Origin of the sequence: Flagellimonas lutimaris (assembly GCF_051494225.1) — a bacterium.
GTDB lineage: Bacteria > Bacteroidota > Bacteroidia > Flavobacteriales > Flavobacteriaceae > Flagellimonas > Flagellimonas lutimaris_A.
Genome location: NZ_JBNPYE010000002.1, coordinates 266,466 through 283,069 on the forward strand (window position 1 = coordinate 266,466; position 16,604 = coordinate 283,069).

General features: G+C 41.4%; 14 protein-coding genes and 1 tRNA gene. 4 read left to right on the forward strand and 11 right to left on the reverse strand.

Annotated features, from left to right (window positions below):
• Nucleotide 1: 1 nt before the first annotated feature.
• A complete protein-coding gene (locus tag ACQQ5U_RS06360; RefSeq protein ID WP_437396141.1) occupies nucleotides 2-1,804 on the reverse strand; it encodes a sodium:solute symporter family protein in 1,803 nt (600 codons plus the stop codon).
• Between the two features lie 68 nt (nucleotides 1,805-1,872).
• On the opposite strand from ACQQ5U_RS06360, the gene ACQQ5U_RS06365 reads away from it, so the two are divergent.
• The gene (locus ACQQ5U_RS06365; protein ID WP_437396142.1) at nucleotides 1,873-2,628 is read left to right on the forward strand and encodes a sulfite exporter TauE/SafE family protein; all 756 of its coding nucleotides are present in this window, start codon (nucleotides 1,873-1,875) and stop codon (nucleotides 2,626-2,628) included.
• Between the two features lie 135 nt (nucleotides 2,629-2,763).
• Here ACQQ5U_RS06365 and ACQQ5U_RS06370 read toward each other — a convergent pair.
• Nucleotides 2,764-2,836 (reverse strand) — tRNA-OTHER (locus ACQQ5U_RS06370).
• A 322-nt stretch (nucleotides 2,837-3,158) separates the two neighbouring features.
• Nucleotides 3,159-5,774 (reverse strand): M14 family metallopeptidase, encoded by a 2,616-nt coding sequence (locus ACQQ5U_RS06375; RefSeq protein ID WP_437396143.1) that lies wholly within the window; start codon nucleotides 5,772-5,774, stop codon nucleotides 3,159-3,161.
• Nucleotides 5,775-6,033: 259 nt separating this feature from the next.
• Here ACQQ5U_RS06375 and ACQQ5U_RS06380 point away from each other — a divergent pair, with 259 nt between their 5' ends.
• Complete coding sequence (locus ACQQ5U_RS06380) at nucleotides 6,034-6,402, forward strand: DsrE family protein (RefSeq protein WP_414458981.1); 369 nt, start codon at nucleotides 6,034-6,036, stop codon at nucleotides 6,400-6,402.
• Nucleotides 6,403-6,433: 31 nt separating this feature from the next.
• The gene (locus ACQQ5U_RS06385; protein WP_437396144.1) at nucleotides 6,434-6,802 is read left to right on the forward strand and encodes a rhodanese-like domain-containing protein; all 369 of its coding nucleotides are present in this window, start codon (nucleotides 6,434-6,436) and stop codon (nucleotides 6,800-6,802) included.
• 75 nt (nucleotides 6,803-6,877) lie between these two features.
• On the opposite strand, the gene ACQQ5U_RS06390 is transcribed toward ACQQ5U_RS06385, so the two are convergent.
• The 4 genes from ACQQ5U_RS06390 to ACQQ5U_RS06405 all read right to left on the reverse strand — a co-directional run bounded on the left by ACQQ5U_RS06390 (nucleotide 6,878) and on the right by ACQQ5U_RS06405 (nucleotide 11,520).
• A complete protein-coding gene (locus ACQQ5U_RS06390; protein WP_437396145.1) occupies nucleotides 6,878-7,756 on the reverse strand; it encodes a helix-turn-helix domain-containing protein in 879 nt (292 codons plus the stop codon).
• Between the two features lie 187 nt (nucleotides 7,757-7,943).
• Complete coding sequence (gene arfB / locus ACQQ5U_RS06395) at nucleotides 7,944-8,348, reverse strand: alternative ribosome rescue aminoacyl-tRNA hydrolase ArfB (RefSeq protein WP_437396146.1); 405 nt, start codon at nucleotides 8,346-8,348, stop codon at nucleotides 7,944-7,946.
• Nucleotides 8,326-9,321, reverse strand: a complete 996-nt coding sequence (locus ACQQ5U_RS06400) for a sulfate/molybdate ABC transporter ATP-binding protein (RefSeq protein ID WP_437396147.1) — start codon at nucleotides 9,319-9,321, stop codon at nucleotides 8,326-8,328. Before ACQQ5U_RS06400 ends, arfB begins: the two co-directional genes overlap by 23 nt.
• Before the next feature lie 42 nt (nucleotides 9,322-9,363).
• Entirely contained in the window at nucleotides 9,364-11,520 is a 2,157-nt protein-coding gene (locus tag ACQQ5U_RS06405; RefSeq protein WP_437396148.1) for a prolyl oligopeptidase family serine peptidase, read from the reverse strand.
• 281 nt (nucleotides 11,521-11,801) lie between these two features.
• On the opposite strand from ACQQ5U_RS06405, the gene ACQQ5U_RS06410 reads away from it, so the two are divergent.
• A complete protein-coding gene (locus tag ACQQ5U_RS06410) occupies nucleotides 11,802-13,046 on the forward strand; it encodes a S8 family serine peptidase (RefSeq protein ID WP_437396149.1) in 1,245 nt (414 codons plus the stop codon).
• Nucleotides 13,047-13,114: 68 nt separating this feature from the next.
• On the opposite strand, the gene ACQQ5U_RS06415 is transcribed toward ACQQ5U_RS06410, so the two are convergent.
• The 4 genes from ACQQ5U_RS06415 to ACQQ5U_RS06430 all read right to left on the reverse strand — a co-directional run bounded on the left by ACQQ5U_RS06415 (nucleotide 13,115) and on the right by ACQQ5U_RS06430 (nucleotide 16,548).
• On the reverse strand, nucleotides 13,115-14,128 hold the full coding sequence (locus ACQQ5U_RS06415) for an aspartate-semialdehyde dehydrogenase (RefSeq protein ID WP_437396150.1): 1,014 nt from the start codon (nucleotides 14,126-14,128) through the stop codon (nucleotides 13,115-13,117).
• Between the two features lie 190 nt (nucleotides 14,129-14,318).
• A complete protein-coding gene (mscL, locus tag ACQQ5U_RS06420) occupies nucleotides 14,319-14,726 on the reverse strand; it encodes a large-conductance mechanosensitive channel protein MscL (protein ID WP_437396151.1) in 408 nt (135 codons plus the stop codon).
• A gap of 75 nt (nucleotides 14,727-14,801) precedes the next feature.
• Nucleotides 14,802-15,911: an alanine racemase gene (gene alr / locus ACQQ5U_RS06425; protein WP_437396152.1), complete on the reverse strand. Its 1,110-nt coding sequence runs from the start codon at nucleotides 15,909-15,911 to the stop codon at nucleotides 14,802-14,804.
• Entirely contained in the window at nucleotides 15,904-16,548 is a 645-nt protein-coding gene (locus ACQQ5U_RS06430; RefSeq protein WP_437396153.1) for a thymidine kinase, read from the reverse strand. Before ACQQ5U_RS06430 ends, alr begins: the two co-directional genes overlap by 8 nt.
• Nucleotides 16,549-16,604: the final 56 nt, after the last annotated feature.

The following is a 16,604-nucleotide window of genomic DNA, read 5'->3' on the forward strand; positions in this document are numbered from 1 at the left end:
GCTAGAACACATTCCGCATACCACGCCATACTTTTAAAAGGACGAAGGCGGCTACTACCACCAAAACGGTAAGTCCTAGGGCCAAAGGATAATTACCATAAATCCAGTTTCCAGTAGCGAAAAGGCAGCCATACACCAAAATACAGCCTACAATCATGGCCAAAACCCCCGAGGGAACGCTCCATTTGGCATTTTCATCTTCCAAAGAAACCCCTTCGGCCTTCGCTTCCGCATGAATCTTGTTCCACCCTGGACCTCCTGGTTTTGTGATTTTGTAGAATCGGTACAACACTTTATTTTCTTCTGGTTTGGTCAAAAATGTGGTTGCCAACCAAAGTATGGTGGTTATAAGTACGACCAATGGAAATTTGCTCCAAGTGGGAAAAGGTGCTCCTTCTGCCAAAAAGAGGACATCTTCATACTGCCAAAACAAAATGGAGATAATACCGGATGAGAACATGGCAACAATTTCGCTCCATGCATTGATACGCCACCAGAACCAACGCAACAAAAAGATGAGTCCTGTTCCCGCTCCAAACATGATGATTATATCGAACAACTGGGTAGCATTATTGAGCTCTAGAGCGAACAAGCTGCTTAAAATCATCAGCACTACGGTGGAAATCCTTCCCACATTAACCAACTCTTTCTCAGAAGCATTTTTGTTGACCTGTTGTTTATAAAAATCATTTACAATATAAGAGGAACCCCAGTTGAGGTGGGTTGAAATGGTTGACATATAGGCCGCTCCCAAGGAAGCCATCACAAGACCCAACAAACCTGTTGGCAATTTGGTCAACATGGCGGAATAGGCCAAATCATTTTTAAGGATGTTTTCGGGCACGTTGGGAAAGGCCTGACGAATACTCTCCAAATCCGGAAAGACCACGATGGAGGCCAATGCTACCAAAATCCATGGCCAAGGCCTTAGCGCGTAGTGCAATATGTTGAAGAAAAACGTTGCACCAATAGCGTGATTTTCATTTTTTGCAGCCAGCATTCGTTGAGCAATATAGCCACCACCACCCGGTTCCCCACCAGGATACCAAGCACTCCACCATTGCACTGCCAAAGGAATGATCAACAGACCAATTAAAGCATCAGTATCGGAGAAATCAGGAAGAATGGACATTTTTTCCTGTACTTGGGCATTGGCAAAAATACTATCCAGACCACCTACTTCGGGTATATTCACTAAATAGACTGCAGCTCCAATGGCACCGCCCATGGCAACGAAAAACAAAAGAAAATCTGTATAGACTACCCCCCGAAAACCACCGACTGCACTAAATATCACTGTGATGGTACCTCCCAGCAGCACGGTTTCGACGGGTTCCAGACCTAGCATTACCTGTCCAATTTTGATGGCCGCCAAAGTAACTGCCGACATGGCCATTACATTAAAGACCACACCTAAGTATAACGAACGAAACCCTCTTAAAAAATGGGCAGGTTTTCCACCATATCGCAGGTCATAAAACTCCATATCGGTGGAGACGTTCGATTTTCTCCAAAGTTTGGCATACACAAAAACCGTAAGTAGACCTGTGAGCAAAAAGGCCCACCATCCCCAGTTTCCCGATACCCCGTCGGTACGAACAAAATCGGTTACCAAATTGGGAGTATCCGTAGAGAATGTAGTGGCTACCATGGAAAACCCTAAAAGCCACCAAGGCATGCTACGACCGGATAAAAAGTATTCTGCTGTGTTTTTCCCTGATTTTTTGGAGACATAGATTCCGATAAAAAGGACTATGGCAAAAAACCCAAAAATGATGATGTAATCTAAAAGTTCTAGTTTCATTTGTTTAGTTTGGCTGGAGTTAAAGATAGGTTTTTTGGGTTACTTTTGTGAATTAGTAAAAAGTCTTCATGTTTCTTTCCACTTTCTCAGATATTTCTGTTGCCGCATGGACCATGGCAGCTACTGCCGCCTTTTTAATGGGGGTTTCCAAAGCAGGTCTGAAAGGAATGTCCATTTTTAATGTGACGCTAATGGCATTGGCTTTTGGCTCTAGGGCTTCTACCGGTCTTTTTATTCCCTTGCTTATTGTGGGTGATATTTTTGCGGTACTCTATTACAACCGGCATACCCAATGGAAGTACATTATTAAGTTTCTTCCTTGGATGATTCTCGGGATTCTTGTGGGAGTTTTAATCGGAAAAGATCTTCCAGAACGTGAGTTTAAATGGGGAATGGTGGTAGTTATATTTATTAGTTTGGGAATGCTGATTTGGTGGGACCGAAGAAAATCCAAAAAAGTGCCCACCCATTGGTTGTTTTCCGGTTCTATGGGAATTTTTGCAGGTATATGCACCATGATCGGAAATCTCGCCGGAGCTTTCACCAATATTTTCTTTTTGGCAATGCGGTTGCCCAAGAATGAATTTGTAGGTACGGCGGCTTGGCTATTTTTTATCACCAATCTGTTTAAGCTTCCCTTTCATGTTTTTGTCTGGAAGACAATTTCTGTGGAAAGCCTTCTGATCAACCTACGATTATTGCCAGCCATTTTTGTTGGTTTGGTTTTCGGTGTTTTCTTGGTGAAGAAAATCAACGAAAAAAATTACAAACGCTTTATTTTGATTGTGACTGCAATCGGAGCGGTGGCAATTTTGTTTAGGTAATTTTCAGAATAGCTGTTGATAAAACTCGAAGTCAAATTTGTTCATATTTGTGATAAAATGAGGTCATAGATTAAAAATTCTTTTCTCTATCTTTATAAATAGAAAAAGGGAGGAAAACTTTCCTCCCTTTTGTCGCGGCTCCGGTAAGATTCGAACTTACAACCTGTGTCTACGTTTGCACACTGCTCTATCCATTGAGCTACGGAGCTTTTAAGGACTGTGGCGGCAGTCCTTTTATTTTAGGTAAAATTATGGTTTTGTGACGGTTAAATCATGAAAACGTACTTATGGGTTATCCACAGATACTCAACAATTTAATTGTTGACAATAAAAAAAATCGGTTAATAACTTCAAAAGATTCAGGGGGATTCTCCAAATATTGGTGAAAACCATCGGACATCTCTGTTTTTGACATGCGATATCCATAATGGAATGATTAATAACTTTTTGAAATGAACCAATGTCCCCTATAAAAAAGCCGCATCAACTTGATACGGCTTTCCTTTTATACACTAATAATATGTTTTCTGCTATTCCGAAGCGCCTTCGTAAATCGCATTAAAGATCAATTTATAGGTACCACGAGGTTGCGCTCTAAACTGTGGACGGAACGCAAACAAGATGGCAGAACCTTTTCCGTATTTTGCTTTTACCATTGCTGGTTTTTTGGCAATATATTTGTCTTCTCCCATGGCCCAACCACTCATCAACAAGTTTTTGGCGGCATAGTTGGCAATCACTTCAACTTCTGGAACAGGAGCATCCTTAATGTCCTCTTTTCCACCTTCACCTGTTTTTCTTTGTTTGTCAATTGTGAAGGCTCTACTCCTGTTAAAAGATACCGCTACAGTATCTTTCATACCAAATGCCAATGGGTGTGACGTATCAATGCCTGCCTTGATCAAGGACCCCGGGATAAAGAAGTCCTTGCTATCCGCTCCTTCAACAGCATCGCGCAATGGCAGCCCAAATTGTTCTATTACGTAGTCGCTTGCTTCATCAAAGGCAATTAAAGTACCACCTTCGTCCACATAATCGCTCAATGCAAGAGAACCTTTTAAGCCAATACCTCCTGTGAATTTTTCTGGCATGTTCAAATTGCTGTGTCCATGTAATATGGAACTTGGTCGTTGTGATGGAATAATGATGGCATCATATTGGGATAAATCCTTTGTTTTGATGTCGGCATCATGAAGGGTATCCATGTCAAACTCATATTCGTCCATTACAAAACGGGTCCACCCTTCATCCATATTGGCCACCCAAGATTTGTACAATCCCACTTTGGGCAAATGGATTTTCCTCAACTGTACTTCCGGCTTGGCTGCAAGTCCTGTGAAATCAAGACCATATTCATCGGCCAAGGACTCCATCATTTCTTTATCACCAGAAACAATATAAGACCCTGCAGGGAAGGTTATTTTTCCAGCTTTGAATTCAGCCATACTTTTGTGCGCAGTTCCTCCGGCTTTCAAAATTTTGTTTGTGGCAACCACAGAGGCGTTTGTGTTTACGTTCAAGGCGTAACCAAAAGAACCATTTCTATTTACATCACCTTCGTAGTATTTTACAGGGCCTGAAACTTTTTCTGTTGGGGCTTTGAATGATTCTGCTATTTTATCCACATCTATTCCCATCTGCATTGGCAATGTCCATCCGGCTAAATCGTATGGTGTGTCCGGAGGTCCACCCGGATATTGAAAACGGGTTGGATAATTTTGTTTTTCCATAAGGTCCAACAAGTAAGGTCTAAAAGCTTGTGAAGTATAAATCACATACGAACCTTCTTCGTATTCTTTTCCGTTTACAGAGAAATCTTTGGTTGCTTTTTCAACTTCAATACCACCTTGAAGTAAAACGTTCACCAAGTTTACTGCTTCAAATGAATCCCATTGTTCTTTGCTGATGATGTAGGCGAACAAGTCTTCGGTCTTTCCTTTTTCAACAGCAGATTTACCCATTTTGTAAATGTTGTGAAGGTAGTTGCTCTTGCGGTCAGCTGCTAGGTCCAAGGTTGCCCAAGTGGCTGTCAACATATAATCAACTGCATCCCTAAAATGGGATTCGCCACCTTTCCACGGGTCTGGGTACATAATGTCCGTACCATCTGTTGGCGTACCTCCCGCCACTGTTTTTGGGAGTTTTTCTGGGTCATAGAATCTTGGGGTTGGTGTGGTATGACCTGTCTCTGTTAAAATACCGATCATATTATGATAGTAAGGCACGGTACGGCCACCACCGTTCCAGAACATAGTATAAAAGTTGTCCGCGATGGCACCGGGCATATTTTCCAGAGAAAAACGCTTCGTCATGGCAGAACCTACTTCACTTACACCTGCCGTAATTGCTGGATGGATTCTTGGGTTTACCGGATCTGCATATGGAGGAAGTGAAATCTTCGTCCAAGATGGTGAGGATTGATGATGATTGTAAACAATCTGCGGATACCATTCGTTGTACAATATGTTGGTAACATTATAGGTTTCCGGCATATTGTTCATAAACCAGTCCCTATTGTTGTCGTGGCCCATATAATAATGGTACAAAATCGGGGGGCGAGACGTCTCGTAAGGTGTACCCAAGTTTTTACGGTACCAGTCCACTACTATGTCCAACCCATCCGGATTCATAACGGGCATTAAAAGTGTAATTACATTTTCCCTGATTTTTTGCATTTCTGCCGTTTCCGATGTGGCAAGGGTGTAAGCTAGTTCAGAGGTCATCTGTCCGTGGGCCAACTCTGTGGAGTGCATACCACCATCCACCCAAACAATGGCCTTGCCTTCTTGTGAAAGTTTAACGGCTTCTTCGTCATCTACCTGTACGCGGGCAAGTTTGGTACTGATGCCTTTCCATTTATCGAGTTGCGCTAAGTTCTCTTCTGTGGAGATGAACATTAGATACATTTTTCGACCTAGAACGGTCTCTCCAATCTCAATTTTTTTAACCCTATTGGAAGCCGCATCCAATTTGGACAGGTAATTTTCAATTTGGGAGTAATCGGCTAATTTGTAATCGTCGCCTACCCTAAATCCATAAACGTCTTCGGGGGAGGGAACATTTTGTGCTACGGAAAACGCAGCGCAAGACAAGGACATCACTACGGAGAGCAGCAATGTTTTGAGGTTTGCTGTTTTAGAAATCATTTTTTGAATTAGTTATAATTTGACTGAAAATTAAGCATTTGTGATGAGGTAATTAAACTCGGGGGTGTTAATAGCAAACCTTTCCCTGCTTTTTGAAAGGTTTTTGATAAATCCCTCCAATTATCATCAATATACCAATGGTGTTCATGCGTTTTTTTTGATTTGGACGTTTTGGTCAATTTGTTGACCCTTACAGACTGCTCCGTGCGTACTTTCCACTATTTCTTTGCATCATTATTAATCAACAAATTAAAAAGTCATGAGTACAAAAAAGAAAGTAGTGGTGTTGATCACCAAAGGATTGGATGACGAAAGAGCATCCGTAGCATGGAGCATTGCCAATGGAGGCATTAAAACCGGACTTGATGTTAGCATCTTCCTTGTAAGTTCGGGTGTGGATTGGGTAAGAAAAGGGGCATTTGAGTATGCGCACCTCAACCCAAAAGATCCCACCATGAAAGCTATGATCGAAACGGTTCTGGAGAACAAAAGTAGGATTATGGTGTGTCCACCTTGTTCGGTAGTAAGAGGCTATACTCCGGAAGACCTTATTGATGGAATTGAATTGGTAGGGTCCCCAGCATTGCACAAGTTGATTCTTGAGGGAGCGGAAACCATTTCTATTTAATCTAATTTATTAATCAAAAAATGATTTGATCATGAGCAATACAGTATCAAAAGTCCATTACTCCAAAGAAGTTATAGAACAGATCAAGGTAGATCAACTGGATGGAATCCTTGAGGAAGGCAACTTTACCATAATCGATGTTAGATCTCCACAGGGCATTGAGAGTCAAGGAAGCATTCCAAAAGCCGTCAATATTCCTTTGGATGAGGTTAAAAGCCAGATTGACAAAAGGAACGAAAATCCTGATTCCGTTTTGAACGGCAAAGGTCCTTTCCTTTTTTGCTGCACCGGAGGAGTTATGTCCTATATGGCAGCCATACATGCCCAAGAAAGTGGTATGCAAGGGGTGTATAATCTAGAAGGAGGCCATTCGGCTTGGAAAAACCTAAAAACAGCTTAGCCGGTCCAATAAATTAAGGCAGTGAACGTATCCATCAGCAGTGAAAACAGTGTTGGTGGATTTTACTGTTCTTGGTTACTGCCCTACAGCTTGTGATTTAGTGGTTCGCCAATTGTTGGGTGTTGTTCCGTAGGCGGATTTAAAGCTTCTGATAAAATGGGAATCGCTTTCAAACCCACAATCGTAACAGATTTGCTGAATGGTAAAATCTGTGTTGAGCATAAGTTTTCGTGCTAAATTGAGTCGTTTGGCCATTAACCATTTTGCCGGGGTAGTGCCATATTCCTTTTTAAAATATCTTTTGAAAGTTGAAACACTCTGTCCACATAGTCGGGCATATTCATCAACCTTTAGGTTGTAGATGTATTGCTCTTCCATGATTTGTTCTACCGTAAAACCGGAATTTTGGCCTAAGGTGTACAACAGATTTTTGATATCTCTGTTTTTGGGGTTCATGCAAATGTTCATCAGCATTTCCCGGAATTTAAGCTCAATGATTTTCTGGGGAGTTTTTTCGGGTTGTTTTAGGTAAGAAAAAAAGGATTGGTAAAGAACTTTTAGACTATCGGAGACATCGATTCGATATACAAAATTGGGGTGTTCCAATTTTTGCATTCCAGTGGATTCTTCCCCAATGTCGTTTTCCATGCATCTTTTTATGAAGTCGTCCTTCATAAAAAACATCAATACGCAAAAACTCTCCTCAAAATATTGTTGATTCTTAAAAGCTCCTTTGCGCACAAAAATGGACTGATTTTCTTTGACCAGATATTCGTCGGAGGGCATGATCCATTTTTTCTGACCGTTCAGAACATACACAATGCTATGACACTCGGACCAAGCATCGAAAAGCTCTTCTTTTATAGGACACTTAAATTCTACGATGAGATAATCTTCACCGATTATTTTATGGTACCCAGGAGTTTCCAAAAAGTGTTTATAAGAATCAAACATTTGTTCTTCAGTGTGTTATCACCTTTCAAGTTACAAAAAATTATGACTCGTTTTTGTGTGTTGACCTCGAATTAATTCCCTTGTTTGAATATTAAGGTGTCATACTTTTGTTTTGAACTATTCAAACCGCATCTTTTTCTAGCTGCAATATTGTAGGGTTAAAATGATGGTTCTGAACATTTAATGTTTAACCTAAATCCGGTTTTTGACGAGATGCTTTTCGTTCTGCATTCTTTTTTTTCGACTTTAGTCGCTTTTCCTTGGAAGATTTCGTTGGCTTTGTCGGTTTTCGCTTTTTGGGAATGGTAACGGCTTTTTTGAGCATCTCAAAAAAACGTTTTACGACCAAGTCCTTGTTTCGGTGCTGACTTCGGGCCTCATCACATTGAAGAACTAAAGCACCTTCATTGGTTAGTCGGGATTTTAACTTTAATTGAATCCGATGCTTTTCTCTATCTGAAAGGCCTTCAGAGGCTGGGATGTTAAAAGTAAGTTCTACTTTGGAGGAGACCTTGTTCACATGCTGTCCTCCGGCACCGCTGCTTCGCATGGCCTTAAACTGAAGTTCCCTATGTATTTGTTTTTTGTCCAACTTGAAGCCTTCTGTTGATAGTTTCTAAAGATACATTAAGAAAAATAGTAACCCCTTTTTCCTGTTTTTTATCAGAATTAAAAAAGATGATGGTTCCGTCTTCTGCAACTCCTTCATTTAAGTGATGGTTGCCTTTGAAAAAAGAGTGAATTACCTCAACTTTTAGACCAGAGGAATCGGAAAATTTAAACTCATGTGGGTATACCAATACCGACTTATCAATTTGGGAATAGGATTTTAAAAGTTTCATGGGAACTTGGTTTACCTGTCCAAACAAGGATGCCGTGTAGTAGTTGGGAGGGTTGTTGTATAGATCTCGTGTATTTTGATTGGCGATTATTTTTCCTTCTTCCAAAATCAAGGTGCGTTCCGCAAACGGAAGTACATCACTTGGGTCGTGGCTTGCGGTAAGTACCGTAATACTCTGTTTTTTGAGGTACAAAAAGAGATTTCTTCGGAGAGAATTGCGCTTAAAATTATCGATATGACCAAAAGGCTCGTCCAATAATAGGATTTCCGGTTCTTGGGCCAAAACCCGAGCGAGAGCCACACGTTGCTGCTGACCACCGCTGAGGTTTTTAACCTTGGTCTTCGCATAGGGTTTCATCTCTATCAATTCCAGCAGTTCATCGATTCGTTCTTGATGCGTTTCCCGTTCAAAAACAGATAGGAACTGACCAATGTTTTCTTCCACGGATATGAAAGGCATCAAATCAAAATCTTGGGCCAAATATTTCATGTAGGGCTCACCAGGAACCAAATTAAAGTTGGGTCCAAGGGCTTCAAGATCTCCCCAAAAAATGGAACCTTCTTCTACATGGAGCAGACCGTAGATGATTTTTAGCAAGGTACTTTTTCCCGAGCCGCTTTCTCCCATCAGGGCCACATGTTCCCCAGGGGCCACTTCAAAAGAAACATCTTTTAAAATGGATTGGTCTTGATAACCGAAAGAATCTATTTGAACCTTTAGCATATAAAAAACAAGGGCTGTTTAATTTAAACAGCCCTAAACATTTTAATCTTTAAATTCTTTGAGCACAGCTTGGTTGGGCAGTTCATCATAGCCCATATTAAAAAAGGTAAACCCAAAAATGTCAGCATATTGCTCAATGGTTTTACTAACCGGGGTCCCTGCTCCGTGACCTGCATTGGTCTCAATTCGAATTAGGGTAGGTTGTTCGCCAGCTTGTTTTTCTTGCAATTCGGCCGCAAACTTAAAGCTGTGTGCAGGAACCACACGGTCATCGTGGTCTCCTGTGGTTACCAAAGTAGCAGGATATGCCGTTCCTTCTTTTACGTTGTGTACGGGCGAGTATCCTTTAATGTATTTGAACATTTCCTCACTGTCTTCGGAAGTTCCGTAATCGTAGGCCCATCCAGCTCCGGCCGTAAAGGTATGGTAACGCAACATGTCCATTACGCCTACCGCAGGCAATGCCACTTGCATTAAATCTGGTCTCTGCGTCATGGTAGCACCTACCAAGAGGCCACCGTTGGAACCACCGCGGATGGCAAGATATTCTTTGGAGGTGTACTTATTGTCAATCAGGTATTCTGCCGCTGCGATAAAGTCATCAAATACATTCTGCTTTTGAAGCTTGGTACCCGCAATGTGCCATTTTTTACCATATTCTCCACCACCTCTCAGGTTGGGAACGGCATATACACCACCTTGCTCCATCCAAACGGCATTAACTATGCTGAAAGAGGGCGTTAAACTAATGTTGAACCCGCCATAACCATACAGAATGGTCGGGTTTTTGCCATTGAGCTCTGTTCCTTTTTTATACGTGATGATCATGGGCACTTTGGTGCCATCTTTTGAATTGTAGAACACCTGTTTTGACTCATAATCACCAGGATTGAAATCAATTTGTGGTTTCCAATATTGCTCGTACTCGCCAGTCTCCACATTGTATTTGTACAACGAACCGGGCGTGTTGTAATTGGTGAAGGAAAAGTAAAATTCCTTATCATCTTTTTTACCGCCAAAACCTCCTGCGCTTCCTACGCCGGGAAGTTCTACTTCGCGGATCAACTTTCCGTCATAATCATACTGAAGTACTTTGGAAATGGCATCCACCATATATTCGGTAAAGAAATAGCCTCCGCCGATTCCTGCTGTCAATACATTTTCAGTTTCTGGAATCAGGTCTTGCCAATTATCTGGTGTAGGGTTGGAAGCATCCACAACCACTACTTTTTTATTGGGAGCTTCTCGGTCGGTCACCAAAAAGAGTTTTGAACCTTCATTATCGATAACGTAGGTGTCAGAATCCGTATCATCCAAAATAGTGATTAGCTCTGGATTGGTTTCAGAAAGGTCCATCATAAACAATTTGTTTCCTGATGTGGAAACGGATGCTGAAATGAACAGATATTTTTGATCTTCGGAAACGGAACCGCCTACATAACGGTGTTTTTCTTCTGGCGTACCCCCAAAGATGATTTTGTCCTCGGATTGGGGCGTGCCCAATTTATGATAGTACAGTTTGTGCTGGTCCGTTTTTGCGGAAAGTTCGCTTCCCTCTGGTTTGTCGTAGCTGGAGTAAAAGAAACCATCGTTTCCCTTCCAAGAGATACCGCTAAACTTGATATCGACCAAAGTGTCCTCCACAATTTCCTTGGATTCTGCATCAATGGTAATGGCTTTTCGCCAATCGCTTCCGCCTTCAGAAATAAGATAAGCGGCTTTGGAACCATCCTTGGTAAAGCTAAGTCCCATTAAAGATGTAGTACCGTCTTCGGAAAAAGTGTTGGGATCCAAAAAGACCTCTTCTTCGCCATCATCCTTTTTACGGTAAACCACATATTGATTCTGTAACCCATTGTTTTTGTAATAATAAGTGTAGTCACCTTCTTTGAATGGAGAACCTACTTTTTCATAGTTCCAGAGTTTTTCCAATCGGTTTTTTAAATCTTCACGGAAGGGAATTTTATCCAAATAGCCAAAAGTGACTGCGTTTTGCTTTTTTACCCAAGCTTCGGTCTCTTCGCTACGGTCATCTTCCAACCAACGGAAGGGGTCGGGAACTTCGGTTCCAAAATAATTATCAATGGTGTCAACTTTTTTGGTAGTGGGGTAGTTCACAGTTATGGGATCTCTTTTTTTAGTTTCTTCTTGGCAGGCTGCAAATAAAACCAACGCAGCCAACAGACTTATGTTTTTCATGTTTTCTTGGATTGATTCCGATAAAAATACCATAAAACAAAGAAACCTGTAAGAAGCAAACAGGCTTTAACGAATTTTATGAGATTGGTGCTATCTGGTTTTGGGTGAGTCCTTTTTTTATCGGAGTTTAAAAAAATAAAAAACAAGATAAAATATGGGCCGGAAAGCGTAATCCACACAGAAAGGTTAAGGTAATGTTAAAAAATATTTAACGATATAAGATAATTTTGTGAGGAAAATTATTACATTCAGCCAAGCTAAAACTAAAAACTATTAACATTATGAAAAAACCTCTTTTAAAAAGTATGGCCTTTTTGGCTAGTACTGGGTTGATTTTATTCTCTTGTTCGGATGAGAGTCAAACTGAAATGGAAAACCTCGAAAATTCAATTGCAGTTCCTGAAATAGAGGAATCTGTGATTTTCAATCAGGGCAGTTACGAAATTGACGGTTCGTATATTATTGTTTTTGATCAAAAGGTGACTGGTGATGTTGGCGCTAAATTTGGAACTGATTATAAATCGGCCAAAGGAGCCGTGAAACAATTGGCAAATGAAGTTTTGGGAAGTCTACAAATGAAAGGAGAAATTATTGACCACGTGTATAGCAAAACCTTAATGGGTGTATCGGCTCGCATGAGTTCTGCAGATGCTGCAAAGCTTTCTGGGGATAATCGTGTGGCCTATATTGAAAAAGATCAAATGTTCACCTTGGCACCACCACCCGGAAAAGGTCCAGGCGGCGGTGGCGGTGGATCTGCTGCTCAAGAAATTCCATGGGGGATTACCAGAGTTAATGGAGGGTCTTCTTATACGGGCAATAATGTAGCGTGGATTATTGATTCGGGTATAGAATCCACTCATGAAGATTTGAATGTGGATGTAAGCCGAGGCTACAATGCTTTTACCAATGGACCTGATTCTGACTTGACAGTGGATAACAATGGTCACGGAACCCACGTGGCAGGTACTGTAGCTGCCATTGATAACGAGATTGGTGTTGTGGGTGTTGCTGCTGGTGCTACTGTTATTCCAGTGAAGGTTTTAGACCGTCGCGGTAGTGGTTCTTACTCTGGAGTTATTGCAGGAATTGATTTTGTGGCCGCCAATGCTTCTAATGGAGATGTGGCCAACATGAGTTTGGGCGGTGGATTTTCCCAAGCTGTTAACGATGCAGTAATAAATGCTTCATCAGTGGTAAAATTTGCCATTGCTGCAGGTAATGAAAGTGCGGATGCCAATGGGTCTTCTCCTGCTTCTGCCAACGGAAATAACATCTATACCATTTCTGCAATGTCAGAAGGAGATATTTGGGCTTCGTTCTCAAACTATGGAAATCCGCCTGTTGATTTTTGTGAGCCTGGTGTAGCTATTAAGTCTACTTGGCCAGGAGGATACAATACTATAAGTGGTACTTCCATGGCTTCTCCACATGCATGTGGTCTGTTGCTTTTGGGTAATATTGGCAATGGAGGAACTGTAAGCGGCGACCCTGATGGAAATGCTGATACAATCGGTGTAAACTAACCCTATCACTATAAAAGAAGAAGGGGGCCAATTGGCCCCTTTTTTTATTTTAAATAAGCAATGACTTCTTAAGAAATTGCCTCTGACGTATTCGAAACCAAATTATTTTTCACCAAGTATTCCGCAATCTGCACAGCATTGGTAGCTGCCCCTTTTCTAAGGTTGTCCGCCACTATCCACATATTTAAAGTGTTGGGTTGGGTTTCATCTCTACGAATTCTTCCAACGAAAACATCATCTTTTCCATTGGCGTACACCGGCATTGGGTATGTGTTGGTGTCCGGATTGTCCTGAACCACAATACCAGGGGTTTCACTAAGAAGTTTCCGAACTTCAGCCAAATCAAAATCGTTGTGGAATTCCACATTCACGGATTCTGAGTGCCCGCCAGCGGTTGGGATTCTAACTGCGGTTGCAGTAACCGAAAACGTACGGTCGTCCAATATTTTTTGTGGCTCACGGGCCAACTTCATCTCTTCTTTGGTGTACCCATTTTCCAAGAATACATCGCAATGTGGTAATGCATTTCGGTTGATGGGGTAAGGATATGCCATTTCGCCCTTAATTCCAGCAGCTTCGTTTTCCATTTGTTCTACTGCTTTAACCCCAGTTCCAGAAACAGATTGATAGGTGGAGACGACTACACGTTTCATTTGATATTTTTTGTGCAAAGGGTCCAAGGCCAATACCATTTGGATGGTAGAGCAGTTAGGGTTTGCTATGATTTTATCCTCAGTAGTCAATTCATTGGCATTGATTTCCGGTACGACCAATTTTTTGGTCGGATCCATACGCCAAGCAGATGAGTTATCGATTACCGTGGTCCCTACTTCGGCAAATTTAGGTGCCCACTCCAAAGAAGTGTCGCCCCCTGCAGAGAATATGGCAATGTCCGGTTGGGCAGCAACAGCGTCTGCCAATCCGATTACGGTGTACTCTTCATTTTTATAAGTGAGTTTTTTACCTACGGAACGCTCCGAGGCAACCAACAACAATTCTGTAATGGGAAAGTTACGTTCTTCCAACACTTTCAACATGACTTCGCCTACCATTCCAGTGGCGCCAACTACTGCTACTTTCATCGTAAAATTATTTCTTGTCGCAAAGGTAGTTCAGTCAGCGATTTAAACAAGCTTTTTTGTAACCAATCAATAAAAAATAACAAAATGTTATAAATAAAACAACCATCAACATGTTAGCGAAACACATTGATGGTTTTTAAAGGTTATTGTGATGTAGCGGCGATACCGAAAAAATCGGCACCAACGATTCTTATTTCTTCAATAAATCGCGAATTTCTGCCAACAGTTCTTCTTGGGTCGGTCCCTTTGGAGGTTCTGGAGCAGGCTCTTCTTTTTTCTTCATTTTGTTCACTCCTTTTACAATGAGGAACATAACAAAGGCCACAATAATAAAGTCGATAACATTGGTAAGGAATGCACCATACATTACGGCTATTTCCCCGACAATTTCTCCAGCATCATTGGGAGTACCCTCGGTAATTACATATTTCAAATCGTTGAAATCTGCGTTGAACAATAATCCGATCAAAGGAGAAACGATGCCTCCTGTAAATGATGAAACCACTTCTTTAAAAGCGGCACCCATAACGAAACCTACGGCGATATCCACCAGGTTTCCTTTCATCGCAAAGTCTTTAAACTCTTTTAAAAATCCCATTTTTATAGTTGAGTATTGGTTAATCAAAGACAAATTAAGCAAAAAAGCGGTTTGCTCCTCTGTCTAGAGCAAAAATCATTGGTTAATCACCTCTCTTTTTACGCGTTGTGATATGGCGGTTAGGATTTCATAAGAAATGGTATTTGCCCTAGAAGCAAATTTTTCGGCTGAGTTTGCTGGTCCAAAAACAATGGCTTCATCTCCTTCTTTGCAATTAATTTCAGTAACATCTACCATAATCATATCCATGCAAACATTGCCGAGTATGGGTGCTTTTTGTCCTTTAATGACCACCGAACCTTTGCCTTTTCCGTATAGTCGGCCAATACCATCGGCATGTCCTATGGGCAAGGTGGCACTTTTTATAAGCCTTTTGGATTTAAAAGCTCGGTTGTAGCCTACAGATTCGTTTGCCCCGATTATATGGATTTGTGAAATAATGGTCTTTAAAGTGGCCACTGGCTTTAATTGTGCATCAATTTCGTCTTGATTGCCATAACCGTAGAGCCCGATTCCACTCCGCACCATTTCAAACTGCGCTTCGGGGTAGTTGATGATGCCAGAAGTATTCAACATGTGCCTCATAGGTGTATAGCCTAATTTTTTCTTGAGTACATCACTTAATATTTTGAAGGATTTGATTTGATTTAAACTGAAATCACGTTCGTTGATATCTTCCGACGCAGCCAAATGTGAAAAGCAAGAAACTATTTTGACGTTTCCGTTGCCCTTGGTTTCCTCAGCAATTAAATTAATATCGCTTTCTGAAAAGCCCAAACGATTCAATCCGGTATTGAATTTAATGTGGACAGGATAATCCGTTTGATTCTTTGTTTTAACAGCTTCAAGAAATTGATTCAAAATATTTCTGGAATAGATGCTGGGCTCCAAATGGTGAGAAATCAAATCATCAAAATTGGAAGCTAGGGGGTGCAACACCAAAACAGGAAGATTAATACCGGCTTCTCTGAGGAGCACACCTTCACGTACATAAGCTACGGCCAAATAATCGGCACCCAATTGTTCCAGTTTTTGGGCAATGGTCACCATATCGCTCCCATAAGCGAAGGCTTTTACAACACCTAAAAATTTGGTTTCAGGGTTTATTTTGGATTGCAAGTAATTGTAATTGTGTCCCAATGCCGAAAGGTCTAAAACCAATGTAGTTTCCCCGACCTTACTCATTGGATTTTTCTTTTTTGGTGCTCACTTCTTCCGAATCCACATCCATTTCCCTTACTTTTTCTCGCAACATGGCCTTATAAAATGAGGCTCTGCTCAATGGCTCGTATTCTTCAGTTTCACCTAAAAGCACCAAATTATCATTAAGGGATTTTCTAAAACTGTAGTTGGCCAAATTACCAGTGCGGGTGCATACGGCGTGCACTTTGGTCACATACTCCGCGGTGGCCATTAAAGAGGGCATGGGCCCGAATGGATTGCCCTTAAAATCCATATCCAGACCAGCGACTACTACGCGAACCCCTCGGTTGGCCAAATCGTTGCAGACGGTCACAATTTCATCATCAAAAAATTGGGCCTCGTCGATTCCGACAACATCACAATCATCTGCCAAGAGGCGAATATTGGCTGCGGCGGGCACAGGAGTGGACCTAATTTCGTTGGAATCGTGGGAGACTACCATCTCCTCATGATATCGCGTATCCACAATGGGTTTAAAGATTTCCACTTTTTGTCTGGCAAATTGAGCTCGTTTTAGACGTCGAATGAGCTCTTCTGTCTTCCCGGAAAACATGGAGCCGCAGATAACCTCAATCCATCCAAACTGTTCTTTATGATTGACCGTGTTTTCGAGAAACATACCGTATTTTTGAAAGAAATTGTTTGTTTTCCCGTTATATTGGGACAAGCACAAAG